Origin of the sequence: Candidatus Gillettellia adelgis (assembly GCA_020541285.1) — a bacterium.
In the GTDB taxonomy this organism is placed as follows: Bacteria; Pseudomonadota; Gammaproteobacteria; order Enterobacterales; family Enterobacteriaceae; genus Gillettellia; species Gillettellia adelgis.
In genome coordinates this window covers 1,212,278-1,237,718 of record CP047043.1, presented here as the reverse complement: position 1 = coordinate 1,237,718, position 25,441 = coordinate 1,212,278, and the positions used below count along the sequence as shown (strand labels likewise).

Annotated in this window: 17 protein-coding genes and 1 tRNA gene; 5 read left to right on the top strand and 13 right to left on the bottom strand. The window is 35.3% G+C overall.

Annotated elements, in window-relative coordinates; translation table 11 throughout:
- Nucleotides 1–823: 823 nt before the first annotated feature.
- On the bottom strand, nt 824–1,693 hold the full coding sequence (folD, locus tag GIY03_RS02980; protein ID WP_457913645.1) for a bifunctional methylenetetrahydrofolate dehydrogenase/methenyltetrahydrofolate cyclohydrolase FolD: 870 nt from the start codon (nt 1,691–1,693) through the stop codon (nt 824–826).
- A gap of 304 nt (nt 1,694–1,997) precedes the next feature.
- On the opposite strand from folD, the gene GIY03_RS02975 reads away from it, so the two are divergent.
- Nucleotides 1,998–2,074: transfer RNA gene (locus tag GIY03_RS02975), tRNA-Arg, on the top strand.
- A 386-nt stretch (nt 2,075–2,460) separates the two neighbouring features.
- Here GIY03_RS02975 and uvrD read toward each other — a convergent pair.
- The 4 genes from uvrD to lptM form a co-directional block, all read right to left on the bottom strand.
- Complete coding sequence (gene uvrD, locus GIY03_RS02970) at nt 2,461–4,623, bottom strand: DNA helicase II (protein ID WP_457913644.1); 2,163 nt, start codon at nt 4,621–4,623, stop codon at nt 2,461–2,463.
- A gap of 79 nt (nt 4,624–4,702) precedes the next feature.
- A complete protein-coding gene (yigB, locus tag GIY03_RS02965; protein WP_457913982.1) occupies nt 4,703–5,419 on the bottom strand; it encodes a 5-amino-6-(5-phospho-D-ribitylamino)uracil phosphatase YigB in 717 nt (238 codons plus the stop codon).
- A gap of 1,527 nt (nt 5,420–6,946) precedes the next feature.
- Nucleotides 6,947–7,771: a diaminopimelate epimerase gene (gene dapF / locus GIY03_RS02960; RefSeq protein ID WP_457913643.1), complete on the bottom strand. Its 825-nt coding sequence runs from the start codon at nt 7,769–7,771 to the stop codon at nt 6,947–6,949.
- 137 nt (nt 7,772–7,908) lie between these two features.
- A complete protein-coding gene (gene lptM, locus GIY03_RS02955; protein WP_457913642.1) occupies nt 7,909–8,022 on the bottom strand; it encodes an LPS translocon maturation chaperone LptM in 114 nt (37 codons plus the stop codon).
- Nucleotides 8,023–8,100: 78 nt separating this feature from the next.
- Here lptM and cyaY point away from each other — a divergent pair, with 78 nt between their 5' ends.
- Together cyaY and ppa are read left to right on the top strand one after the other, a co-directional pair.
- Nucleotides 8,101–8,421 (top strand): iron donor protein CyaY, encoded by a 321-nt coding sequence (gene cyaY / locus GIY03_RS02950; protein ID WP_457913641.1) that lies wholly within the window; start codon nt 8,101–8,103, stop codon nt 8,419–8,421.
- 82 nt (nt 8,422–8,503) lie between these two features.
- Nucleotides 8,504–9,034 (top strand): inorganic diphosphatase, encoded by a 531-nt coding sequence (gene ppa / locus GIY03_RS02945; protein ID WP_457913640.1) that lies wholly within the window; start codon nt 8,504–8,506, stop codon nt 9,032–9,034.
- 1,247 nt (nt 9,035–10,281) lie between these two features.
- Here ppa and GIY03_RS02940 read toward each other — a convergent pair.
- On the bottom strand, nt 10,282–11,607 hold the full coding sequence (locus GIY03_RS02940; RefSeq protein ID WP_457913639.1) for a hemolysin family protein: 1,326 nt from the start codon (nt 11,605–11,607) through the stop codon (nt 10,282–10,284).
- 3,051 nt (nt 11,608–14,658) lie between these two features.
- A complete protein-coding gene (gene bssS, locus GIY03_RS02935; RefSeq protein ID WP_457913638.1) occupies nt 14,659–14,913 on the bottom strand; it encodes a biofilm formation regulator BssS in 255 nt (84 codons plus the stop codon).
- 1,884 nt (nt 14,914–16,797) lie between these two features.
- Here bssS and parE point away from each other — a divergent pair.
- Nucleotides 16,798–18,693 carry a DNA topoisomerase IV subunit B gene (gene parE, locus GIY03_RS02930; RefSeq protein ID WP_457913637.1) on the top strand — a complete coding sequence of 632 codons (1,896 nt, stop codon included), beginning with the start codon at nt 16,798–16,800 and terminating at the stop codon, nt 18,691–18,693.
- A gap of 309 nt (nt 18,694–19,002) precedes the next feature.
- A complete protein-coding gene (gene parC / locus GIY03_RS02925; protein WP_457913636.1) occupies nt 19,003–21,276 on the top strand; it encodes a DNA topoisomerase IV subunit A in 2,274 nt (757 codons plus the stop codon).
- A gap of 86 nt (nt 21,277–21,362) precedes the next feature.
- Here the strand turns inward: parC and murA are convergent, their stop codons facing one another.
- The 6 genes from murA to mlaE all read right to left on the bottom strand — a co-directional run bounded on the left by murA (nt 21,363) and on the right by mlaE (nt 25,439).
- Complete coding sequence (gene murA / locus GIY03_RS02920; protein ID WP_457913635.1) at nt 21,363–22,613, bottom strand: UDP-N-acetylglucosamine 1-carboxyvinyltransferase; 1,251 nt, start codon at nt 22,611–22,613, stop codon at nt 21,363–21,365.
- A 54-nt stretch (nt 22,614–22,667) separates the two neighbouring features.
- A complete protein-coding gene (gene ibaG / locus GIY03_RS02915; protein ID WP_457913634.1) occupies nt 22,668–22,922 on the bottom strand; it encodes a BolA family iron metabolism protein IbaG in 255 nt (84 codons plus the stop codon).
- Between the two features lie 235 nt (nt 22,923–23,157).
- The gene (gene mlaB / locus GIY03_RS02910) at nt 23,158–23,478 is read right to left on the bottom strand and encodes a lipid asymmetry maintenance protein MlaB (RefSeq protein ID WP_457913633.1); all 321 of its coding nucleotides are present in this window, start codon (nt 23,476–23,478) and stop codon (nt 23,158–23,160) included.
- Nucleotides 23,478–24,107 (bottom strand): phospholipid-binding protein MlaC, encoded by a 630-nt coding sequence (gene mlaC / locus GIY03_RS02905; RefSeq protein WP_457913632.1) that lies wholly within the window; start codon nt 24,105–24,107, stop codon nt 23,478–23,480. The genes mlaB and mlaC overlap by 1 nt, the downstream gene beginning before the upstream one ends.
- Before the next feature lie 14 nt (nt 24,108–24,121).
- On the bottom strand, nt 24,122–24,652 hold the full coding sequence (mlaD, locus tag GIY03_RS02900; protein ID WP_457913631.1) for an outer membrane lipid asymmetry maintenance protein MlaD: 531 nt from the start codon (nt 24,650–24,652) through the stop codon (nt 24,122–24,124).
- A gap of 4 nt (nt 24,653–24,656) precedes the next feature.
- Nucleotides 24,657–25,439: a lipid asymmetry maintenance ABC transporter permease subunit MlaE gene (gene mlaE / locus GIY03_RS02895; RefSeq protein ID WP_457913630.1), complete on the bottom strand. Its 783-nt coding sequence runs from the start codon at nt 25,437–25,439 to the stop codon at nt 24,657–24,659.
- Nucleotides 25,440–25,441 lie beyond the last annotated feature (2 nt).

Below are 25,441 nucleotides of genomic sequence, written 5' to 3'. Positions count from 1 at the left end.
CTATAGTGTTTATATAGATACGGTTATTCTGCTTGTTATAATCTACATTTTTCGAAAAGCATGTCGTTATATGTGATGCTTTTTGTATGTTATACAGGCACACGATGAATGAATAGGGTAATTTCTTTAATATGCTCCTTTGTAGTTTTGTTAACTTTAACCATGTCTTTACACTGTCATGCTTATTAACCTAGAAGAATAAACAATCCTCTTATACCTAAGAGTGTCATCATTAGCGATAATGTTATAAACAAGAGATTCAATGAATATTTATTCGTTAATTAGTCTTAATAATGGTGTATATACATTATAATTTAAGATGTACAAATACCCATCGGAGTTCTAATTGTTTGCATGTTATCTCATCTGAGTTATGATTTAATGCTATTAATAACTAATATATAAATGTATGAATATAAACAGTTTTAGTAGTGCAACTGAAGTACTCGCTTCTATAAAATGAGATAGATTTTATGCAATTATACTTTTTAATCATAGTGTCTGTAATTAAGAGTCCTAGCGTTATTATTGTTTCTGCTGATGAGTAGAATTTAGATAAAAAACGAATTGGCTTGTGAACAGTCAATGATCTTTAGTGATTTTTGGTATGTTTTAACTATTAGTCTATTCCTATGTAATGCGACCAATTTGTTGGAACTAATTTTATAGCTTTTAGGGTGAGAGCTTGACTTGTATCTTTACAGGTTCTATGGTTAGGGTATGTTATTTTCAAGCTTTCTTATGCATATGTCTTAATACTATCATGGATGATACAGAGTAACACTCCAGTAATCACCTGTACTAACATCTCTGCTGTCCTTATTTAGAATGAATACTCTAATTTTGATGCCCCTATGCAAGCTTGAAGAGTATTCTGTAGGAGCATAGCAACAGTCATTGGTCCAACACCGCCTGGCACCGGTGTGATGTAAGAGGCACGTTTTCTGGCAGTGAGAAAATCTATATCACCCACTACTTTTCCATTTTCTAGACGATTTATCCCAACATCTATGACAATAGCGCCTGGTTTGATCCAGTGACCAGGAATAAAACCTGGCTTACCGACTGCTACAATTAGAAGATCAGTGCTTTTAACATGATAACATAAATTCTTGGTGAATCGATGGGTAATCGTAGTGGTACAACCGGCTAATAGTAACTCCATACTCATCGGTAGGCCAACAATGTTAGAAGCACCAACTACCAAAGCATTGAGGCCATAAGTATCAATGTTATAACGCTCGAGTAGAGTGATCACACCCTGTGAGGTACATGGCCGTAGTGTAGGTATGCGTTGACATAGACGGCCAATATTATAAGGATGAAAACCATCAATATCTTTTTTTGGATGGATGCGTTCTAATACTTTTATAGTATTAAGACTAGCGGGTAGAGGCAATTGTAATAGAATGCCATCAATTTCTAAATCAGTATTTAATTGATCAATTAATGCTAGTAGTTCAGGTTCACTAGTGGTGGCAGGTAAATTGTAGGTACGAGAAATCACGCCTGCTTCATTGCAGGCGTGATGTTTACTAGCAACGTAAATCTGTGAGGCTGGATTTTTACCAACTAGTACTACCGCCAGACCTGGAGCGCGTTTACCAGTTAACAAGCGTTTTTTGATTTGCTCAGCCACTTTATTTTTCACTTGCTGTGCAATGCTTGTGCCGTTAAGAATTGTTGCTGTCATTAGTGATAATACCCATCATTTAAGAAGTAAGAATAATGCTATTCATTTAAAAGATAAATATACTATTATTCACTAATTTTTTATTATAAATGATGTATTTTATCAATAATATAATCTGTTTTTTCTGTTATTAACTATACGCGCACTTACTTGCTATCTAAATTGCATAGTAGCGTTTATATGATAACGTACGGATGAGTTTATAAATTAGCCATCATACTGTCTATAATAATAACGCTATTAAAAGACATTGACTCAATAAATATTGATCGTATAATTTATTTAAGAGACTTAAAAATTTAGTGCGCCCTTAGCTCAGTTGGATAGAGCCACAGCCTTCTAAGCTGTAGGTCATAGGTTCAAATCCTATAGGGCGTACCATTTTAAACAGAATGGTTAAATATTGATCATGTATGATAATTTTATGATTCTAGATTCATGGTATTACATATTAAAATGTTGTTGTTTTTTGATATGTGCATAGGATATTAAAATAGAAGTCAAGATAATCACGCATGATTTTAATAGATTCTAGTTATATATTCTTTAAATAATTAAAAAATATCTTAAGCTGTATATACGTTAGATTTTTGTGAATTCTATAAATTCAGTAAGATTAACTTTAAGGTTTAATAAAACGTGTCTTTAGTGAGGCAAACATCTCAAATACTGTAGCTAAGAGTACATTCGATGTACTTTGGTAGTTAAGATCTAATGTTCCTGATTTTAGTTATATAGGTTAACTTAAAGTGTTCGTTATTATGGCCTTATAGTATTTTTAGGCAGGTATGCGCGACTACAAACCATTTCACCCCGTATATTGGAAAAGCAATTTTCAAGCGGCTATGCTTGCCGTGACCTTCTAGTTTTATGATGATACCTTCACCAAATTTAGAGTGTTTTACGCGTTGGCCGTGTTTGTAGCCGGTATAGTTATCATTTATAGATATATTGGTATGATAATGATCGATTCGATGTGACAGGTTAGTGTGCAGAGGTATTTCTTTTATGCAACTTTTTGGTAATTCCTTAATAAAGCGAGAAGGTCTGTGACAGACTTCGATACCGTAAAGATGGCGCATTTTAGTGTAAGTCAGCGTTAACTGCTGCATTGCACGTGTTATACCTACATAGGCTAGGCGACGCTCTTCCTCTAACTGGTCGCTGTTACTACATAACATTTGGTTAGGGAACATGCCTTCTTCCATACCCACGATAAATACCGACGGAAACTCTAATCCCTTAGATGAGTGTAAAGTCATTAATTTTACCGTGTCCTGATAGATGCTAGCTTGGTTATTGCTCGCTTCCAATGCTGCGTGCGATAAAAATGCTTGCATCGGCGTTAAATTGTGATTGTTATTTTGATGATTATATTGCTGCGTCGCTGTCACTAGTTCTTCTAGGTTTTCAAGATAGGCTTGGCTATTTTTATCTTTTTTTTGTTGATACATTAAAAATAATCCAGATTTGTGAATTACATGTTTAGTTTGGATATGAAGTGGCATGTTTATAATGTCAGACGTCAATGAATTTATTAATGTAATAAAGCGTTGTAGGGTAGAGATTGCACGGACATCGAGTGTTTTTTTGTGCAGAAGCTGTTGTGTTGCTTGCCACATTGTGAGCTTATTATTGCGTGCTGTTTTACGTATTATGTCAAGGGTTTGTCTGCCAATACCACGTGTTGGGATATTAATTATCCGCTCAAAAGCTGTATCGTCATTGCAATTAGATATTAAACGCAAGTAAGCCATAACATCTTTAATTTCCTGGCGCTCAAAGAATCGATGACCACCGTAAATATGGTATGACATATTAGATTGTAACAACATTTCTTCTAGCACTCTAGATTGGGTGTTATTGCGATAAAGAATTGCGCAGTCGTTTAATGTACCACCATTATCCCTCCAAATTTTGATACGGTTAACCACGAACCATGCCTCATTAAGCTCATTGTCAGCACAGTAGATTAAAATGGGCTTACCTTGGTCCCTATCTGTCCATAGATTTTTTTCTATACGTTCATCATTGTAAGCGATAAGTGTGTTAGCCGCTTTCAGGATGTTGCTGGTCGAGCGATAGTTTTGTTCTAGACGGATGGTTTTTGCACTAGGAAAGTCTTGTAGAAAACGTCGCATATTTTTAATTTGTGCGCCACGCCAGCTATAGATTGATTGGTCATCATCGCCAACGATCATTACATTGCTATTGTTATCGGCAAGTAGATGGATCCAAGCATATTGGATATTATTAATATCTTGGAACTCATCAACTAGAATATTGGTAAATCGCTTGCGATAATCATGAAGAATATGAGGTTTATTCAACCAAAGCGCGTGAGCGCGCAGCAATAATTCGGTGAAGTCAACTAGTCCTGAACGATCACAAATCTCTTGATACGCTTGATAAATACGCCGCCAAACGACGTCGATTGGGTTATTAGAACACTTAATGTGTTGCGAGCGAAAATTTTCATCTTTTATTTTATTAATGTACCATATAGCCTGCCGCGATGTTAATTGCATTTCATTAATATTCAAAAAGTTAATTATACGTTTTATTAGACGTAGTTGATCTGTGCTATCTAAAATCTGAAAATCCTTCGGTAAATTAGCTTCTATATAATGTGCACGTAGCAAGCGATGTGCTAGACCATGGAAGGTACCGATCCACATGTCACTCAGTTGATCACCGCTTAAACATTCAATACGATGACGCATTTCCTCTGAAGCTTTGTTAGTAAAAGTCACCGCCATGATTGAAGATGCTGGACAATGCTCTACGGACAATAGCCAGGCAATGCGATGTACTAGTACCCTAGTTTTTCCACTGCCTGCGCCGGCTATAACTGATAAATTACAGAGCGGTGCTGTAACAGCTTGACGTTGTTTTTCATTTAGATTGTTGAATATATTGGCAGTGTCCATAGGCGCTAATGAGTATTAGTTAAAGAAGTCTCTAAGAGATAAGTCTATATTAGAATATGTATGTGTTTATAATGAAGAATTATAGTAATGTTACTAGTGATTCTAACCGTGGAATTACAATATGCGGCAATAAGTGGGGTTGGACGGTTTGTATAAAACAACGATGATCTTCATTAATCCAGCAGGCTTGAAAACCCGAATGTAATGCACCAGCGATATCAGTATTCAGATTATCACCTACATGGAGAATTTTCCCAGCTACAACGCCAAGACGCTGACTAGCTAACTGGTACATGTCCTGATAAGGTTTAGCACGACCATCTAGACCGGCACGAAGCACGAATTGAAAGTAATCGGCTAATCCACATAAAGATATGTCGGCATTGCCATTTGTGATTGCCGCTAGTGGATAGCGTTCCCTTAGGGCTGCGAGAGTAGTATGCGTCTCCGATGGCACCTCGATTTGGCTTCTCCACAGTGCGAAATGTTGCATTGTGTGATTCGCACCTATAGTAGATGCAGTATTGCATAGACCATGCTGGCTAAGTGCCAGATGGATAGCACGCCATCTCCACCTCGTGACATCGTGATAAATCTCTGGCTCTTTTTTACGTAGTTTCCGACGTAAACGGTATAAATCTGCCACTTGGAAGTTAATTAGTCTAGGATGATATTTTTGTAAAAAAGCTACTGCTTTCTGCTCGGTTTTTCTAATGACCGGGTGATTGTCATAAAGTGTGTCATCTAAATCAAAGGTTAGAGCTGCTAGCGGGCGAAGAGAACGGTAGTAATACATCACGATTTCCTTGTTGAGTTTACGGATGGATGACATCGCATATTTTTCCGAACATTAAGAATGACATTAAGTGTAAATCTTGCTGCTAGTCAGGTTATCTGGATAAAAACATATGCTGATAATTGGTGTTGCTTAGATTTTAGTATATAAATAATTCATTAAACTCGCGGTTTTTAGATAAATATAGATATTGACGTCCTAATAAACAGGTGTGTTTATATGTTATGCCAAAATTTTAATCTTTTAGTTATGCGGAAGATGGCATCTTTCTCTATCCTGAACAGTATGTATATACTAATTTAGTATGATGATTAGGGAGGGTTTCTATCGACCCGTAAAACCTTGGGCTTATAAGTATAATACTTATCAGAGAAAACTTGATCACCGTTATACTAATATAGTAAACACTTACTTTGTAATAGTGAACAATCATTATACTATTATTCATATTATCTTTGAATGTAGAGTGATTGTGCATAATCATTGCATTATTAACATGAACATGTAGTAATCAATGTGCTTGATTAATATGAATATTTTAAAAGATACTAACATCTTTTTAGATATAAGGGTGTTTGTTAGAGGGTGTTATATAGTACAGACTAGTTAACCAACTGCTCCAGAAAACTTGTGAGACATGAAAACTTAGCACTATGCTTATGAATGATAATAGATTATCTCCACGACTGCAATATGCTATATTACCGTCTAATTTCTGCTATTTATATGTTTCGCGAGGCACATTTACCTCTTTAGGTAATACGAATGGAGAGTGGTTAGTGGCTCTAAGTTGAGTATTTCGGTGTAAATACTGAATAAAGTATTGACGGGTTGTTTCGAACTCATTGTAAGTGAGTTCATACGTTTGATTCTTTCTTTTCAAGTACTATGCATAGTATATGTGTTAATTAATCTATTATTATCTATGATGATTAATAGAAAATTGCCGATATTGATGTTAGTAAATACTAATATAGCTCATGTATTTAGATCATCAAGCATTAGCAAGATTACTGTACTTTCTTGTTGATCTTATCAGTAATAGATGCAGATACTTATATCTATCTCATAACTAAAGAAATCTTGAGCATGACTTACATGCTTAATCATTCATACTGAGCATATCACTCTTATTGGAGTCACGTATGTGAAATAAAATAGTGCGATAATGTTATAAAAATAAATAAGTCAGCTATCATAAAACCGGAATATTTAAAGTTGCGTATGCTGCACTAAAACACTGTATCATGTTCTGTAAGTCATTAATGATAATAAGACAACTTAATAAAGTTTGTAGATTTTGGTTGACAATCTTAATAGAGGTAATGACCTCTACTAAGAGTTTTTGGATGTTCTCAATACATTGGTGTTACATTACTAGAGATACATAATTGTATATCGGAGAAGGAGTACACAGTTATTTAATTTTACGTATCTTCAAAAATAAATATCTTCTTTTAGAAGAAACTACATGACAATATCATCACTCATTGCAATGTGTGATGATATTCTTCCCTGCTATATTTTTTATAACTGAATAAATCCATCATAAATATGAGTTGCTGGACCCTTCATAAACAGCGAGTTACCTGGCCCTTTCCAATGGATATGTAAACTACCACCCGGTAATTCTACACGCACTGATTCAGATAATAGTTTCTGATGAATACCAACTGCTACCGCTGCACAAGCACCGCTTCCACACGATTTTGTTTCACCGCGACCACGTTCATAGACGCGCAGCTTGATATGTTCGTGACTGACCACTTGTACGAAGCCAACGTTAGCTTTTTCAGGAAAACGTTCATGCTTTTCTAATAGGGGTCCAAGCAGTAATACTTTAGGGGTGTGTATGTCATCTACTTGCACAATACAATGTGGGTTGCCCATTGATACTACGCTACATAGTACAGCATGTTCTCTAGCACGAATGATATAAATCTTTTTGGCTTGTGTCGCACGGAATGGCACTGCCTGTGGATCAAAATTAGGTTCCCCCATATTAACAGACACTTGATCGTTGCTATTAAGGTTGAGCACCATGCATTTATTCTGGGTGCTGATTCGGATCTCACGCTTATTAGTCAACCCTTTGAGGTATACAAAACGTGCAAAACAGCGGGCGCCGTTGCCACACTGGGTCACTTCACTGCCATCCGCATTAAAGATGCGATAGTGAAAATCTACTTTAGGATCGGAAGGTGGCTCGATGACCAGTAATTGATCAAAGCCTATTCCCCGGTGCCGATCAGATAATTTACGGATTAATTGAGGTGAAAAATGGACATGTTGCGTCACAGCATCAACCAGCATAAAGTCGTTTCCAAGGCCGTGCATTTTAGAAAATTGCATCTTATAACTCCACCATCTATCATGGCATACTGCTGACATAGGTTAATAGCATCTAGGTAGATTCCAATCGTTTATTGATTGTTTTTCTTAACAATGAGTATTTTTATATTTTAAGCCCGTTAAAATAAGAGATATTTCTAGTTTGCACTAATAGGATTGTCAGCAGGAAAGTACAATGGGCCTTTCAGGCCACAACCAGAGAGATCAGCGAGTAGCACTGCTAGGAGTATATAGCGTGTTAGTGTGTGCATTGATATTAATGCCTATAGTTTATACAACTAATCTCTCTATAATCGCAGGTAAATCATAAAAATCAATAGGCATTGAGCATGAACAATCGAAAGTTTTATCATTTAGTTGACCAGTTAATACTTAATATTGAAGAGACTCTAGATAATTTCTCTGGTAATGTGGATATTGATTATGAAACTCATGGTAGTACAATGACGATAAGTGTTAAAAACGGAAGAAAAATTATCATAAACAGCCAAGAAGCACGCCATCAAATATGGTTGGCTACCAACATGAATGGTTATCACTTCAATTATTGTGAAGGTAGGTGGCTGTGTGATCGTACTGATCAGTCTTTTTATTGTGTGCTCAGTAAGGCAGTTAGTATGCAGGTCGGTAAGAGTATTACATTTTCCTGATTCTATGTGTTTATCTTTATTCCTTGCAAATACAGGAATAATCGTTGCTTTTGCTTTTTCGATAAGATTAAGGATAACTGATATGAGTTTAACTTTAATTCCAGCTGGCAGAGATTTACCGGAAGACATTTATGTTATCATTGAAATTCCAGCTCATGCTGATCCGATTAAATATGAAATCGATAAGGATACTGGCGTACTGTTTGTTGACCGTTTTATGTCTACGGCAATGTTCTATCCATGCAATTATGGTTATATAAATCAGACGCTTTCTTTAGATGGTGACCCAGTTGATGTACTTGTGCCGACGCCATATCCGTTGCAACGAGGTACAGTAATCCGTTGTCGTCCAGTTGGTTTACTGCAGATGATGGATGAAGCCGGTAAGGATGCTAAATTGATTGCTGTGCCACATAGTACGCTGACCAAGGAATACCATAATATTAAGGATGTAAGTGATTTGTCAGAACTATTGCGTGCTAAAATTGTTCATTTTTTTGAGCATTACAAGGATTTAGACACAGAAAAATGGGTCAAAGTAGAAGGTTGGGCAGACGTTACTGTAGCTAAAACTGAAATCGTTACTGCTTTTGAACGTGCTATGAAACAGTAATTTTATGCTTATTATATTGTAAGTTGTATATTCAGTTTTTCCTTATGGATTTAATGACTTACAAATCAAAATTATTAAGACTAAGAAAATCTTAAGGATGAGGTAAAGTGTTGATGCTGCGTAATTGTTGTACTGATCGTATTGTAAGCTATTTACCGACTTATCACTACTTATCTAATATTGGAAAAAATAAGTAAAGGCTCGTATGTATTGAAAATAATTGATTATTTTTTGGTACTTACTATTTTAACAATAAAATTTTATGCACTGTTAGGTAAAAGAGAGAACCTAATCTGTGGCTATTGGGGCACCTTAGATGAGTGAGTATATGATTACATAGCAGGTCTTCTTCTAGTTTTTTGTTAAAACTCTCTAATATCATGTATCATGATTCAGGTATTTTGCCTACATAAGATTTTTTATATATCAGCGTATAAGTCATTACCTATTTAGAGGTATAGGTATCCTAAAATTAGTAGCAAACTATTTTATTAGCTTATAAACTATAGAATTTATCAAGTATCTGGCAGAGAATATTGGCTAATTGTATAAACCATTTTAGCAAATTGATGGATATTAGGATAGCCACTATACCTTTCTAGATATAAATTAATAGACGAGTGATAATGTTTTGTATATAGATAAATTGTCTAGTTTGTTGCACAAATGCATTAAGTAAGTATAAGGACATTTTCAAGTAATCTATAATGTTACAAAAGATAGTTGAGAATAATTAGAAGATTTTATTTATTAAAAGTATTAAACTTCTATAATGAATGCCTATTTAATGTGACGGTATGCTAGTCAAGAAACAGCCTTAATAATAAAAATTAACATAGATTATATCTACCTAAGTGTAATAAGTATGCTGGACGTGCAGCACACTAATGAATATGATGCTCTCTAATCATGACGTCTGAAAAAGTAAAAGAGATAACTTAAAATTCAAGTGCTCAGTGCAAAGAGTGGGGCACTCATATTATCTTACTATCAATCTGAGAGTTCATTGCATGTATTAACATTCATGTTGTAGTTATGTATGTATTAAGGAAAAGATACATTCGAATGAGAAATAGAAGCGCATAATATTTAAAATGCATAGCAAGTAATCACCGAATAAATCTAATATTCGGTTATCAGTGAACTGTGAGTCAGAATGGTTATCCTAAACAAAATCGTTAAGGTCTTTTCGCAGTCATAAAGCGGTATTTTATCCTTATTAATAGTTTATTATAACAGTCATGCAGTTATTGCGATGCGCGAGTATCCTCAGATAATGTTGCGATTAAATTGTTGCTCAGAGGTGTCACTAGTAATTGATTAATTTTGTAATTAACAATATCTAATACTTCAAATTTGTAGCTGGCATATTTAATAAATTCGGTGCGTCTGGGGATCTTTCGTAGCATATACATCATGAAACCACCAATGGTTTCATAGTTTTCTGCTTGTGGAAACGCTTCGATATTTAGTACATGCATTACATCTTCAATCGGCGTACCGCCCTCAATCAACCATGAATGTTCATCGCGTGCTACAATCTGTTCTTCTTGGCCTTGCCCGATTAAATCCCCCATTAGCGTTGTCATTACATCGCTCAGTGTGATAATGCCGACAACTAACGCATATTCGTTAAGTATTACAGCAAAGTTTTCTTTGGCGGTTTTAAAACTTTCGAGCGCTTCCGACAATGTTAGAGTGTCTGGTAAAATTATTGCAGAACGTATCTGCATATCGCTGCTTAATGTTAATCGTTGATTTCTTAAGACGCAGTTTAACAGATCTTTAGACTCGACATAACCGATCACTTGATCAATATGGCCATTACATACAAGAAACTTAGAATGTGGATTAGTTGAGACCTTTTTAATAATGCTCGCTTCACTTTCATGTAAATCAAAATATACTACGCTTTCTCGTGAAGTCATAGAAGATGGCACTGTACGTGATTCTAGCTCAAAGACGTTTTCAATTAGTTCGTGTTCCTGTTTGCGCAGCACACCTGCTAATGCGCCAGCTTCGACGACTGCGCAGATATCATCGGCGGTAATATCATCTTTACGCACCATCGGTAGTTTAAATAATCGGAAGATGCAGTTAGTTATTCCGTTAAAAAACCAAACGAAGGGACTAAAAACCACAATCGATAAGCGCATTGGGTTAATAATTCGTACGGCGACAATTTCTGGTTCGATCATACCGATGCGCTTTGGGGTCAAATCTGCAAATAAAATAAATAAGCTCGTTACTAGTACAAAAGAACAGATAAAGCTAACTTGTTTTGCTAGTTCTGGTGATAGTAATCCAGAAAAAAGGCGTTCAAAGTACGGAGAAAAGCTCGCATCGCTAATAATTCCGCCAAGTATGGCTACAGAATTTAGACCAATTTGCACTACAGTAAAGAAGAGCCCTGGTGTTTCTTGTAGTTTTAGAACTCTAGTCGCATTAACATTTCCTTCATCTACCATTGATTGTAATTTAATCTTACGTGATGCCGCTAGAGATATTTCAGACAGCGAGAAAAATGCACTGACCACGATTAATAAACAGATTAACAGAATATCATTTAACATAACGTATCCATACGTGTCTACAGTATTTTCAGGAAAGACACGGGTATTTAAAAAAAATTAGTAATAACAATTAAAAATAGCAATCAGGTTGTATCTGCAGTTTACATAACATAATTGTTGCCTTATATAGTTAACGAGCAGTTAATTATTGCTAATTAGTTAATCATTCTTGTAATGACAAGCCGATTCTGATATTGTTAACGCCATAATAACTTTATTGTTTATGTAGGCAAAACCAGTACTGATTTTAAGAATGGCAATAATACGATGGTATGAACGCTATATTAGCAGTGATGCACGATTCTTGTTCTTAGTTCGAATCTCCCCGAGCAACCTTGGTTAACTACGCTTAGGTTATTCATGAATGTTATAGTAAACACTCTACAATTAGATGTTATTTTATGAAGTGTTTTTGTAGCTGTTTTTATGAATCAATTGTTTACGAATAAAAGTATAATAGCAATGGCTATACTAGTTGTTAACTTATGCTACTAAAAAGTAGCTTAAGTGATCACAATATTAACGATGATTATGTTTGTACTAAAAGCGCTATATGTGTTATCGTGCATCTTTATAGTGTTAAGCTAGTCCGTTGATTAGTACATACTTTATGAAAAGTTGCGTGACTAGGCATTAACTGACAATATAAATACAGAGAAATAAATATTATTGTTAGAAATTTTATTCGTTTGTCAACTTACAAGTATATAGCTAAAACTAGCTTTATAGGTGGTAAGTTTTTTATAACACATGAGTGTGAATAGTTGATTATTCGTATTGTCAAGCTAGATTGATCATATGCGTGAATACAGTGGAACAGTGGATCTTTATCACTAATATTATTTTTTAACTATACAAACAGTTAGATAACCGATGGATTTAGAGATGTAATCTATTCATGCGATGTCTACAGTGATTAAAGAATCTTTGATATTCAATCCATTTAAATATTTACAAGATAGATGTAACACAAACTAAACCAGAGGATTCTTGGATCCTTAGCTGTAATATAAATATTTAACTAAATAGCATTTATACTTCTAATTGCAAATGCGTTAGTTTTGTTGTTCACTCAGTCATCTATTCAAGGAATGTTGCGGGGATTCACACTTTTATTTTTACGCTTCCACTATGATATAGCATATATGTTCTTCAAAAGAACTCGATATTCGTTATTTATTTTGTTGCTTTATAATCCGTATCATCAAAAAGTTCAATTTTATGAATATAGTACATATGATAGTTTGTATTATAATGAGTATGTATCTTAATATTATAGTAATCTTTTTTGAGTGATATATTTTTCAAAAATAGATCGTGTACAGATTGCGTGTAATCATGATGCTTATAAGCACTTAAAGATTTTTTAAGACTACTTGAGGCACCAGGATATTTTATATGAAAAACAGATTGCTGCGAGAGAAGAGTAATATAGCAATATAATATGGTAAAAAAAGTAGTTTTCTGGTAATTTTTATATAAGCAAACAAGTGAATAAAACTTTATCTTACAGTAAAGTTTCTCGATGTATGGAGATAGTTAAAAGAGTCAATGTCTACATTTATTAGTTAAATTGCTATAATATAACATAAAACGTCTAGTAGTAACGTTTTTTGGAACTCTAAAACGTAGTTATTTCGTTTAGAGTCTTAAAAATTGCAAGGTGTAACTATTTGTATGATGATGATTGTGAGCTTTGCACACTTTTGGTGGAGCATTTATAATAAATTGCTTGTTTAGCTTATAGTATAACTATAAGCGCCAATTTATACATATGTATCTGTATGTGATAGCATTTCGCAGGTAAATAAATAAGTATTAAGAATTAATGCGTATAGAGATAAAAGTTGTTTCTGCTTCATGCGCGTACCAGCATGACTAGCCTCCTGTCTATTTATCTCTGCTAAAGACACGGTGTATTGACTGAACAACATTATAATAGATTGTTTTTTATTTTTAACATATGCGATAGCATATGATTTCAGTATTTTAATGCTTCGTGCAAAATTTTAGTGAAAGACTTTTCGTGTAGCGTGCCAGGTAACTGCAAATACAGGGATTGTATCAAGTATTAACAGTTGCAAAAAAATTTTTATAAGGGTTGAAATTTATTATTTATTTTTTTGGATTCAAGAGTCTTATCACGGCTATATACCTCTCACGCCAATAAAAAAGATTTTTTGTTTATTGAAGTCATAATACTAATATATCATTAATATGATGGTTGTTTAACATGTCATGTATAGCATCCTGCTATTTATAACACTTTAATGATTCGAATAATGCGCAGTACGTGCATATATTCGTAATTATTTAAAATAATTAACGTTCATTAGAGATTCTATGAATGATTATTCTATGGTTCTTGATATAGAAAGAAGATATCACTAAAATTTCTCTTGTATATAAGAATATTGTTATAGAAGAGTGTATGTACACAAAACTTTCTACTAACTCTTGAAATACAGTATTTAAGGTAACATCTCATTTTTAGTTTTATATACAAAACCATACATTAAGATACTATCGAGTATTTAGATAATAATAAATGAAAAATTAAAAGAGAGTCTTGATAGTTATATAAACATGTTACGCAGGCACAGTGCTTTCGAGTTATCTAAAGAATAGTTTTAGCAACCATATAGGATATATGCAATTTATTGATAAATACACAGTATTATAAGAGGTGATTTTAAGTATGTGTAAATAGTTATAATAAACAGTGACATCGACAGCCATGGCATAATTTACCATATGTATCTCATTTACTGCAATATCAAGATCAAAAAATAGAAAAAAGAAAAATAGCAGTGTTCTTGAATTTTTTAATAAATATTTGACGTTTTTTAAAAATCTCGTGAATAAAAGGTGTTTCATAATGTTTACTATGTCAATGACTACTCAATTAACTTATAGTTTACATACCTATTCTCTTTTATAATATATTACTTATCGGATGCTTATAACATCGTAATTATAATCGTACAACTGCTATACAGCATTAAGAAAGCACCGAGATACTAACGGTGCTTTGGGTTTTCATTGTGTAAATTAGTGCTTACTTATAATGTGGGCTTGATACGCAGTAGACTGGATTTTTGCAATCCCAGCTTCTAAAATGTTTATTAATTGACGCGCGACATCTGTAGTAAGCCAAAGTGTTCTGTCTACTTGAGCTTCTTCGAGTGCTTGATCTAGTGAAGATAAGTAATGAAGGCGTATCATCATAGCGTCGTAAACATCAATAGTACTGATCTCCCAACCAACAAGCGGATGTGTCTGAATTAATTCATCTTTTTTACCCATAAAGCTCCTTATTAAGTAGTAACTACCATGAGTAACTCACGAAGATTCATGTAGCTCGTCGTTATGAGAGCGAATATAGTATACGCGTCTGTCGGTTCTATTGGTGCGTTTAATATTGTTTTAAAAATAAAGCTAAAGTTTATAGATATAATGCCAATGAAGCAATATCCTAAGAACCATTAGCTAAGCGTAGGATTTAATATTTTCAGAGTAGTGATGGTAAGTATAGCAATCTAATAAATTGCTATAGCATAGTAGGTAGCAATTTGAAAATACAACATGATGATTAAGAATATTAAGATGGATTTACTACATACATTTTTAACTGCAGCAGTCAACTAATATGAATTCCTTTATGTAACGATTTATAAAAATAATTGAACTGATATGTTTGATATTGAACGTGTGTAATGCTAACAAAGTTGTACGTCGCTTAATTATTTGATAAGATTGCGGAGTATCACTATGCTCACTAATATATAAGTGAGCAATTATAGTATTATCGCCTGATAAATCAGGAAGTTATTTATCTAGATAGCAGAAACTTGACTAGATAAGACTTGTATAACCTACATGAAGATTTCTTAAGAGTTAAAAAGATTTAGATGTGAGCTTATTAATGTCTATATGTTAGTTTTGATAAAGCATCATCTAGTACTGAAGTATCATTAGCGAGTTATTATTAGGTTCGCTTAATAATACTATAATTGACGTGTGTAGTATAAGTATAATAGATGTGATATTTTTAGCACAGTTAAGTAGCTGATATTATCATAAGTTTCATTAGATTTTATTAAACAACATATATATAATATAGGATATTATCCTGCTGATGTCATAAAGTTTGTGATTAATATACACCCATAGAATGTGGCGTATAGTGATACGAGTGACATACTTTGTCTGATTTTCTTGATTTCGATACACCACAAGGTATATTTAACATGAAGATTGCACTAGCACTTAAAACATTGGATTCTATAATCAAATGTTTGTATCTACTAATATATCATCCTAAGAAAATCATCTATTCAGCGGTCATGAAAAGCCTGACAGTGTTTTTGTTATTTAAGATAAGATTTTATGATTCAAAGACTTTTTCTAAAACGACTAACATGCATAATGTATTCGATTCTTTATGAGAATCATATTGCTTACGGTTGTACTTCTCTAATGATAGTGTCAATATATCAGTATATTTTATTATAACCTATTTCTATTCAACATGTAAATTCTATACATAAGAGTTATTGATGTGCCGTATAAGAAAAGTTATTTTTAAATGACTCGTTTTAGTAAAAAAGCAGGGTAAAGAGAGAATGTATAGCGCAATTAGTACGCTATTAAGCGGCTACTATATTGTTTAGTTTTAATCATCTAAGTTTACTGCCTATCGTAATTATTAATTTACCGATATAGTTGCTTTAGTCAACCTTGTATTATCTGAATACATATAGAGATCGAAAAGTTAACTTATAATACATGTTAACGTTATATTATATCGATACTGTAGCGCTGATACAGACACATCGTTTTGAATAACTGGATGCAATATAAATACTATAACAAATGTGCGATAGAACTTGATTTTCTAAATAAATAGTAAAAATTGGTAAAATTTTTCTTTATTAGTCTTAGGCATACTGTTTTATATAAAACCTTTTATAACTTATAACTTAATAAATATTAATTCAAAAAGATGCATAGTAGAATGATTGATTTCAATTCTCGAATAGCAAAAGCCTACGACTCTTCTCAGAGCTAATTAAATAAGTGATGAGACTACATATTGAATTTAAAATGTAATACTTTGTAAAATGCAGAAAAACAGTCATCCTAATCGGATGATTCCGCTATCTTTTAAGAACTATAAAATAATTAACGATGACTCAAATTAGTTATAATGCTGATGCTATTGAAGTGCTCAGCGGTCTAGAACCCGTGCGCCGTCGTCCCGGTATGTATACGGATACAACGAACCCAAATAATCTTGGCCAAGAAGTGATAGATAACAGTATTGATGAAGCTTTAGCTAAATATGCTAAACGTATCGATGTGATTTTATATACTGATCAGTCGCTAGAAGTGATTGATAACGGCCGAGGTATTCCGGTAGATATTCATCTAGAAGAAGGAATACCAGCAATTGAATTAATTTTATGCCGCCTACATGCTGGCGGTAAATTTTCGAATAAAAATTACCAGTTCTCTGGTGGCTTACATGGAGTGGGAATCTCAGTAGTTAATGCTTTATCTAAGCGGGTTGAAGTGCAAGTCAAGCGTCATGGCAACATTTACGGGATTGCCTTTGAAAATGGCAATAAGGTGCAGGATTTAAAAGTGACCGGTACTTGTAGCAAACGCAATACCGGAACGAGCGTTCATTTTTGGCCTAACGAGCAGTTTTTTGATAGTCCGTATTTCTCAGTATCGAATTTAAGTCATTTGCTAAAAGCAAAAGCAGTATTGTGCGAAGGACTTGAAATTTTCTTTATTGATAAAGTGCACAGTATCGAGTATCGCTGGTATTACCGAAGTGGCTTGCTTGATTATTTGATGGAATCAATGAAAGGTTTTACGACTTTACCTGAAGTACCGTTTATTGGTAAATCTACTAGCGAAAAAGAAGCAGTTGACTGGGCAGTCCTGTGGCTGCCGGACTCCGGTGATCTACTGACTGAAAGTTATGTTAATCTCATTCCTACTATGCAGGGTGGAACGCATGTCAATGGGTTACGCCAAGGTCTATGGCATGCAATGTGTATGTTTTGCGAATCTCGTAATATCTTACCACGTAATATAAAGTTATCAGCTGAGGATGTTTGGGATCGCTGTGCTTATGTTTTATCAGTAAAATTGCAGGACCCACAGTTTGTTGGACAAACTAAAAAGCGACTAGCCTCATATAAGTGTACGGCCTTTGTTGCGAGCATAGTGAAAAACGCCTTTATCTTATGGCTTAACCAGAATGTTCATATGGCAGAAAAATTAGCTGCATTAGCAATCTGCAGCGCCCAGTGTCGTCTGCGTAAGACTAAGAAGATAGTGCGCAAAAAATCAATCAGTGGACCAGCTTTGCCAGGTAAACTAGCGGATTGTACCTCACAGGATCGCAACATAACTGAACTCTTTTTGGTGGAAGGGGACTCGGCCGGTGGATCTGCTAAACAGGCAAGAGACCGTGAATACCAAGCAATCATGCCGCTAAAAGGCAAGATCCTTAACACGTGGGAAGTGTCGGCTGATGAAGTATTAGCCTCTCGAGAAGTATATGATATTTCTGTAGCGATAGGTATTCATCCAAATAACGCAGATCTTAGCGCATTGCGCTATGGTAAAATCTGTATGTTAGCGGATGCAGATTCAGATGGTTTGCATATTGCCGCACTACTTTGTGCGTTGTTCGTGCGTCACTTTAGTGTGTTAGTAAAAGGTGGATATGTGCATGTGGCGATGCCTCCGCTATATCGTATTGATCTTGGTAAAGAGGTGTACTATGTTTTAGACGAACAAGAAAAAATACATCTATTAGAAAAACTTAAATATAAGAAAAGAAAAGTAAACGTCCAGCGGTTCAAAGGACTAGGTGAGATGAATCCAGATCAATTACGAGAAACTACACTCAATCCACATACACGCCGTTTAGTTCAATTAACAATGAATACTGGAAATTTATTGCAAACACTTGCAATAATGGATATGTTATTCGCCAAGAAGCGAACAGACGATCGCCGTCATTGGTTAAACAATAAAGGACATATAGCTGAATTTCCTACTTAAGCAATTCCGACATGTTATTGTTCTTATAGTATCTAAGCAATCAAAATGTAATGATAAAATTTATTCTCAAGGTATTATGATTGCTGGTCGAAGAAGGATAAGATTTTAGAAAAATATTTAAAAGTATTTTCTGAATAAAATCTTAACAAGAAAAAGTATAATTAATCATTAAATTTTAACTCTTAGCTTATAGTTACTACTATACTGCCTATATAGGGCGACATTTTAAAAGGTTATTATATTTAGCAAAATGACTCTAATGTTGTCCGAAGAAATTTTATCATAGTATGCTTTAAGGATATTAAAATAATGAGTGATCTAACGCATGATGATATAGAGCGTTTACCACTACACTCATTTACTGAAAATGCTTATCTACATTATTCTATGTATGTGATCATGGATCGAGCATTGCCATGTATTGGTGATGGGTTAAAACCTGTACAACGCCGTATTATTTACGCTATGTCTCAGTTAGAGCTAAATAATCGCGCTAAATTTAAAAAATCTGCCCGTACTATAGGTGATGTACTGGGTAAATACCATCCGCATGGCGACAGTTCATGCTATGAAGCTATGGTGTTAATGGCACAGCCATTTTCATATCGCTATCCACTAGTGGATGGTCAAGGAAACTGGGGAGCACCAGATGATCCTAAATCTTTTGCCGCTATGCGTTATACTGAATCTCGATTATCTAAATATGCAGATGTCCTGCTATCTGAGTTGCGTCATGGCACCGTCGACTGGATACCAAATTTTGACGGGACTCTCCAGGAACCAAAGATATTACCAGCATGTTTACCGAATATTTTGCTTAATGGCACTACTGGAATCGCTGTTGGTATGACAACTGATATCCCATCACACAACGTACATGAAATAGCCGCCGCTATAGTTGCACTAATTGATAATCCGGAATCTTCGCTTGAAGATTTGCTCGTCTTTATCCAAGGGCCAGATTTTCCTACTAAAGCTGAGATTATCTCTTTGCGTCATGAAATACATAAAATTTATCAGTATGGTCGTGGTTCAGTGCGCATGCGCGCAATTTGGAAAAAGGAAGATAATAATGTAGTGATCACTGCATTGCCATACCAGGTTTCCGGAGCAAAACTCCTGGAGCAAATGGCTAATCAGATGCGCGCCAAAAAACTGCCGATGGTCAAGGATTTTCGTGATGAATCAGATCACAAAAATTTAACACGTCTAGTTATTGTATTGCATGCAAGTTGCATGGATATAGAGCAAGTAATGAATCATTTATTTGCTATTACAGATTTAGAGCGTAGCTATCGCGTTAATATGAACATGATTGGTTTAGATAGTCGTCCAAAAGTAAAAGGGTTAGTAGAAATTTTAACTGAATGGCTTACCTACCGACGTGATACAGTGCGTCGCCGAATTAACGATCGTCTTGAGAAAGTCATACAATCTCTGCATTTGCTTGAAGGTTTATTAGTCGCTTTCTTCAAGCTTAATCAGGTAATTCATATTATCCGTATTGAGGATGAACCTACATCACTATTAATGAAGAGTTTCAGTCTATCTAAAGCTCAAACGGAAGCGATTCTAGATATGAAACTGCGACATTTAGCTAATTTAGAAGAATCTAAAATGCGCACTCAGCAGGATGCTTTAGCGAAAGAGCGAGATCAACTACAAGCACTGTTAGCCTCTAATCTCCAATTAAATGCCCTACTTAAAAAAGAGATCCAATCTGCTGCATATGCCTATGGCGACGATCGCCAATCACCTCTTTTTGAGCGAAAAGCAGCTCACGCGATGAATAAGTATGATGTTTTACCGCCTGAATCGGTGACTGTTGTGCTATCAAGGATGGGTTGGGTACGTATTATAAAAGGGCACGACATAGAATTAGGTGAGTTGCATTATAAAAGTGGTGATAGCTTTTATAGTGCAGCTCATGGTAAGAGCAATCAGTGGATAGTATTTATAGACTCTACTGGGCGTAGCTATGCGCTTGATCCAGTAACGCTACCTTGGGGGCGCGGACAATATGAACTACTTAGTAGTAAGTTGATGTTACCGCCTGGCGCTATAATCGAACAAGTTTTAATGGCGCACGATGATCAGAGAATATTAGTGTCTTCTGATGCTGGCTATGGGTTTATTTGCATTTTTAATGATTTAGTATCGCGTAATCGTGCTGGTAAAACGGTAATTACTTTACCGGACTACGCTAAGGTACTACCACCCATAAAAATCGATAGTGTGCATAATATGCTATTATCAATTACTGCAGCTGGGCGTATGTTAATGTTCCCAATTACAGATCTTCCACAAATATCAAAAGGCAAGGGTAAGAAGATTATATCTATTTCATCGGTGAAGGAGGTAACCAAAAACGATAAGGTGTTGTGGTTATTTGTTTTATCATCGCAAATGTCTATTACTTTATATAGAGGCAAACGAAAGCTAACGTTAAAACCGGAAGAACTCAAAAAATTTCGCGGTGAGCGTGGCCAAAAAGGTACACAACTTCCACGTTATTTGCAACATGTTGATTATATTAATATAAATACATTGCCACCGTTATCTATAATAGATAACACACGATAACTTAGTATGAAGGGATAATACATATTCAATAAACCACAATAGTTTAATAACTATTAAGAGTGTTATCTGAAGTGTGGTTGTATACTTTACATGCGTTTAATATTTGCTCCTAGTGCGCAAAGTTTGTCTTCAATGTGTTCATAACCACGATCAATATGATAAATACGATCAACAATAGTGGTACCATCTGCGATGCAACCTGCTACTACGAGACTAGCGGAAGCGCGTAGATCAGTTGCCATTACTTGAGCACCGCACAGGTGCTCAACACCATGGCAAATCACCGTGTTGTTTTGAATGTTTGCTTGTGCGCCCATGCGGATTAGCTCTGGTATATGCATAAAACGATTTTCGAAAATAGTTTCAGTAATTATACTAGTACCCTTAGCAACTAAGTTTAATAAACTAAACTGAGCTTGCATATCAGTCGGAAAACCAGGATAGGGCTCAGTAAATACCGTGACTGCTGTTGGGCGTTGGCCGTGCATATTCAGACTAATCCAATCCTTACCCAGATCTATGTCTGCACCCGCTTCATGTAGCTTAGATAATACGGAATGTAATGCATCTGGGCAAGTATTTCGACACAGTACTTTGCCACGAGAAACTGCAGCAGCAATCAAAAAAGTACCGGTTTCAATGCGATCAGCAAGCACGCGATATACACCACCGCCAAGGCGTTTTACGCCTTGAATAGTAATTGTACTGTTACCAGAATTGCTAATTTTTGCTCCTAACATGTTAAGGAAATTGGCGGTATCAACAATTTCTGGCTCGCGTGCAGCATTTTCAATAATAGTAGTGCCGATGGCTAGGGTTGCGGCACTCATGATGGTTACAGTTGCACCAACGCTTACCTTATTCATCACAATACGCGCTCCTCTTAAACGGCCCACCACAGAAGCTTTAACGTAACCTTCTTCTAATTTTATTGTAGCACCGAGTTGTTCTAGACCGCTAATATGTAAATCGACAGGACGTGCACCAATTGCGCAGCCGCCAGGTAGAGAAACCTGTCCTCGACCAAAACGCGCAACTAACGGTCCTAGTGACCAGATAGATGCGCGCATGGTTTTTACCAAATCATAAGATGCGCAAAACTTATTGATACCACTAGTATCAATATGTATTGAACCATTATTTTTAATTTTAGTACCTAAATGTCTTAGTAGCTTAATAGTAGTATCGATATCTTTGAGTTTTGGAATGTTATGAAGTTCCACTGGCTCTTCTGCTAGGAGGGCAGAAAACAATATGGGTAGAGCAGCGTTTTTAGCTCCAGAAATAGATACTTCACCACTTAGACGAGTTCGTCCTTGCACAAGAAATTTATCCATTTATAGTCTCTATGGTCTAACTAGATATCGATTTTTTTACAAAGGTAAAACACCTTAAAATCCGTTAAGTTTTTTGTCTTTCTGCCATTCTTTTGGGGTATATGCTTTAATTGAGACAGCATGAATGTGGTTATCTGTAATATATTCCATCAGGGGTGCATAAACTGTTTGTTGTTTTTTAACGCGACTCATAGCAGCAAACATTTCACCTACTGCAATTATTTGAAAGTGATTATTTTCACTTGTGATATGTACTTCATCAAGCGCTAATGCTTGCATAAGTATATTTCTTATATCATTATTCGTCATAGTTTTTAATTCTAAAATTATACTAAGCATACAGCAAATTAAAGGAAACGTACATTTGATTAGCGTATTCTGATACTGTCTGGAGTCTATTTTCTACTGATCTTTAGTTTGTCTGCATGCTTAAAAACTAAATTACCTGGCTATCTAAGATGGTATAAGGATTGTATGTATTCATATGTTATTTATATTTGTTTAAAACTTCTTTTAAATTTTGGTTAGTATAAATTATATTATATTATAACAGGGAAATGTGTTGTGTACCAGCATCACCAAGCATAATTGTAGTAAGATTATACAATGCCATCAGTTTTTTTAGTCGACTGCTAGTACCGGAAATTTTTAACTCAACACCTTGCTGGTATTGATATGCACGTAGATGAATTAAACATGCTAATCCGGCGGGATCCACTTCTTTTAAGTGTGTTACATTAATTTCAGTTTTATTTACTAATAATTTGTCTCTTTGCCGCCATAACGGCAAGAGTGTGTCCCTGTCTAACACGCCGCGTAGGATTAATTTTTTTGACTGCGATTCATAGATAAGTGCTGTTGACATCAATTATGTTTATCTAAAATAATTAGCTGAGCCGCAGCGGTTTGTAACTGTTTAGTTAAACCACTAACACCTTGAGTTCTTAATGTCGCAGCCCACTCGTTTTGCTTACTAGTAATCATACTCACACCTTCAGCGATCATGTCATATGCTTGCCAATAACCGGTTTTTGTATTTTTACGCCATTGAAAATCTAGACGTGCGGGTGGGCGACCGTTATTATTAATAATAATTACGCGGATTGTTACAATATTAGCATTGCCCAGGGGTCTTTCAGGAGAAATCAGATAATTTTGTCCATAGTACATTGCGATTGCTTGACCATAAGCTTTTTCTAGATAAGTTTGTAAGGCGGTGAAATACATTTCACGTTCTTCCAATGTTGTTTCTTTATAATAGCGACCTAGCACTAATGCTCCAATATATTTAACGTGAACAAACGGCATAAGCTCCTGATGTACAATAGTACTCAAATAGTTAGGGTTTTGCTGAATTTTTATTTGTTCAGTTTTAAGTCGATTAAAGGTTTTTTTGGTTGCATCTTGCATAAGATTGTATGGATTAGCTTGATCAATTGCTTTGGCTAGCGGCATAATCATTAGTAATGCTACTATTGATAAAAATTTAAACATATCAGATTCCTTATTTAAGGACTAGTTGACATAAGTGGGGGCGTTGCTGTATTAGTAGTCAAATCACTGCGCTGAGTACAACTGCTTTTATAGAGAAGTTGGCCTATCAGGTCTTCTAGAACTATGGCTGACTTAGTGTCCTGCACAGTTTCGCCGTTTTTCAGTAGGGTAGTACCTATCATAGGGTCTTCAAAACCTAAATTAAATGCTAAATACTGTTCTCCTAATAAACCAGCGGTGCGAATCGACAAAGAGCTAGTATCTGGGATTTTATTATATTTTCCCTGAATTTCTAGTGTTACTCGCGGTGTATAAGTTTTGATATCAAGCTCAATCTCGGATATGCGGCCAATGACTACTCCTCCGATTTTTACAGGCGACTGTACTTTTAGTTCACCGATATTATCAAAAGTCGCATAGATACGGTACGTTGGTTTATTACTTATCCACTTAATATTCGCTGCCTGTAAGCAGATAAAGATTGTGGAACATAGCGAAATTAACATAAATGCCCCGACCCAGATTTCACTTTTCTTTGTTTGCATTGAATCAATTCCCAAACATCAGTGCTGTCATTACAAAATCTAATCCCAATACCGCTAATGATGAATATACCACGGTGTTGGTAGTTGCCTGACTAATTCCAATAGAGGTTGGTACAGCATCATACCCATTAAAGATAGCAATCCAAGTGATGTTAATAGCAAATACTATGCTTTTAATTAGGCAGTTAAGGACATCTTTTTTCCATACCACAGTACTTTGCATGGCTGACCAAAAGAAACCACTATTAATACTTTTCCAGTCTATTCCCACAATAGCACTACCCCAAATACCCAGTGCAATAAAGATCATTGTCAATAGTGGCATACTAATTAAACCCGCCCAAAAACGCGGTGCTACGATATATCGTAAAGGATCTATGGCCATCATCTCGAGGCTAGAAATTTGTTCGGTTGCCTTCATCATTCCGATTTCTGCAGTCAGTGCTGAGCCAGCGCGTCCAGCAAACAGTAATGCGGTCACTACTGGTCCTAGCTCACGTAGTAATGATAATGCCACCATCATACCTAGACTAGCTTCAGCACTATAAGTTATCAGAACGATATAACCTTGCAGTCCTAACACCATACCGATAAATAAGCCAGAAATTATAATAATAAGCAATGATTGTGCACCGATATTGTATAGTTGCTTTAATAACAGTGGCCACTGTTTGCGCGCCTCTGGTTGAACAATAAGAGCATTAAATAACATTAGCCCAGCACGTCCAAAGCTGGCACTAATATCGGTGCCCCTTCGTCCTAATGAGACTAATACCTTTAATAACATGA

Coding starts and splice junctions, on each gene's coding strand:
- folD (WP_457913645.1), bottom strand. CDS start 1,693: ATGACAGCAACAATTCTTAACGGCACAAGCATTGCACAGCAAGTGAAA.
- uvrD (WP_457913644.1), bottom strand. CDS start 4,623: ATGGACACTGCCAATATATTCAACAATCTAAATGAAAAACAACGTCAA.
- yigB (WP_457913982.1), bottom strand. CDS start 5,419: ATGTATTACTACCGTTCTCTTCGCCCGCTAGCAGCTCTAACCTTTGAT.
- dapF (WP_457913643.1), bottom strand. CDS start 7,771: ATGCAATTTTCTAAAATGCACGGCCTTGGAAACGACTTTATGCTGGTT.
- lptM (WP_457913642.1), bottom strand. CDS start 8,022: ATGCACACACTAACACGCTATATACTCCTAGCAGTGCTACTCGCTGAT.
- cyaY (WP_457913641.1), top strand. CDS start 8,101: ATGAACAATCGAAAGTTTTATCATTTAGTTGACCAGTTAATACTTAAT.
- ppa (WP_457913640.1), top strand. CDS start 8,504: ATGAGTTTAACTTTAATTCCAGCTGGCAGAGATTTACCGGAAGACATT.
- GIY03_RS02940 (WP_457913639.1), bottom strand. CDS start 11,607: ATGTTAAATGATATTCTGTTAATCTGTTTATTAATCGTGGTCAGTGCA.
- bssS (WP_457913638.1), bottom strand. CDS start 14,913: ATGGGTAAAAAAGATGAATTAATTCAGACACATCCGCTTGTTGGTTGG.
- parE (WP_457913637.1), top strand. CDS start 16,798: ATGACTCAAATTAGTTATAATGCTGATGCTATTGAAGTGCTCAGCGGT.
- parC (WP_457913636.1), top strand. CDS start 19,003: ATGAGTGATCTAACGCATGATGATATAGAGCGTTTACCACTACACTCA.
- murA (WP_457913635.1), bottom strand. CDS start 22,613: ATGGATAAATTTCTTGTGCAAGGACGAACTCGTCTAAGTGGTGAAGTA.
- ibaG (WP_457913634.1), bottom strand. CDS start 22,922: ATGACGAATAATGATATAAGAAATATACTTATGCAAGCATTAGCGCTT.
- mlaB (WP_457913633.1), bottom strand. CDS start 23,478: ATGTCAACAGCACTTATCTATGAATCGCAGTCAAAAAAATTAATCCTA.
- mlaC (WP_457913632.1), bottom strand. CDS start 24,107: ATGTTTAAATTTTTATCAATAGTAGCATTACTAATGATTATGCCGCTA.
- mlaD (WP_457913631.1), bottom strand. CDS start 24,652: ATGCAAACAAAGAAAAGTGAAATCTGGGTCGGGGCATTTATGTTAATT.
- mlaE (WP_457913630.1), bottom strand. CDS start 25,439: ATGTTATTAAAGGTATTAGTCTCATTAGGACGAAGGGGCACCGATATT.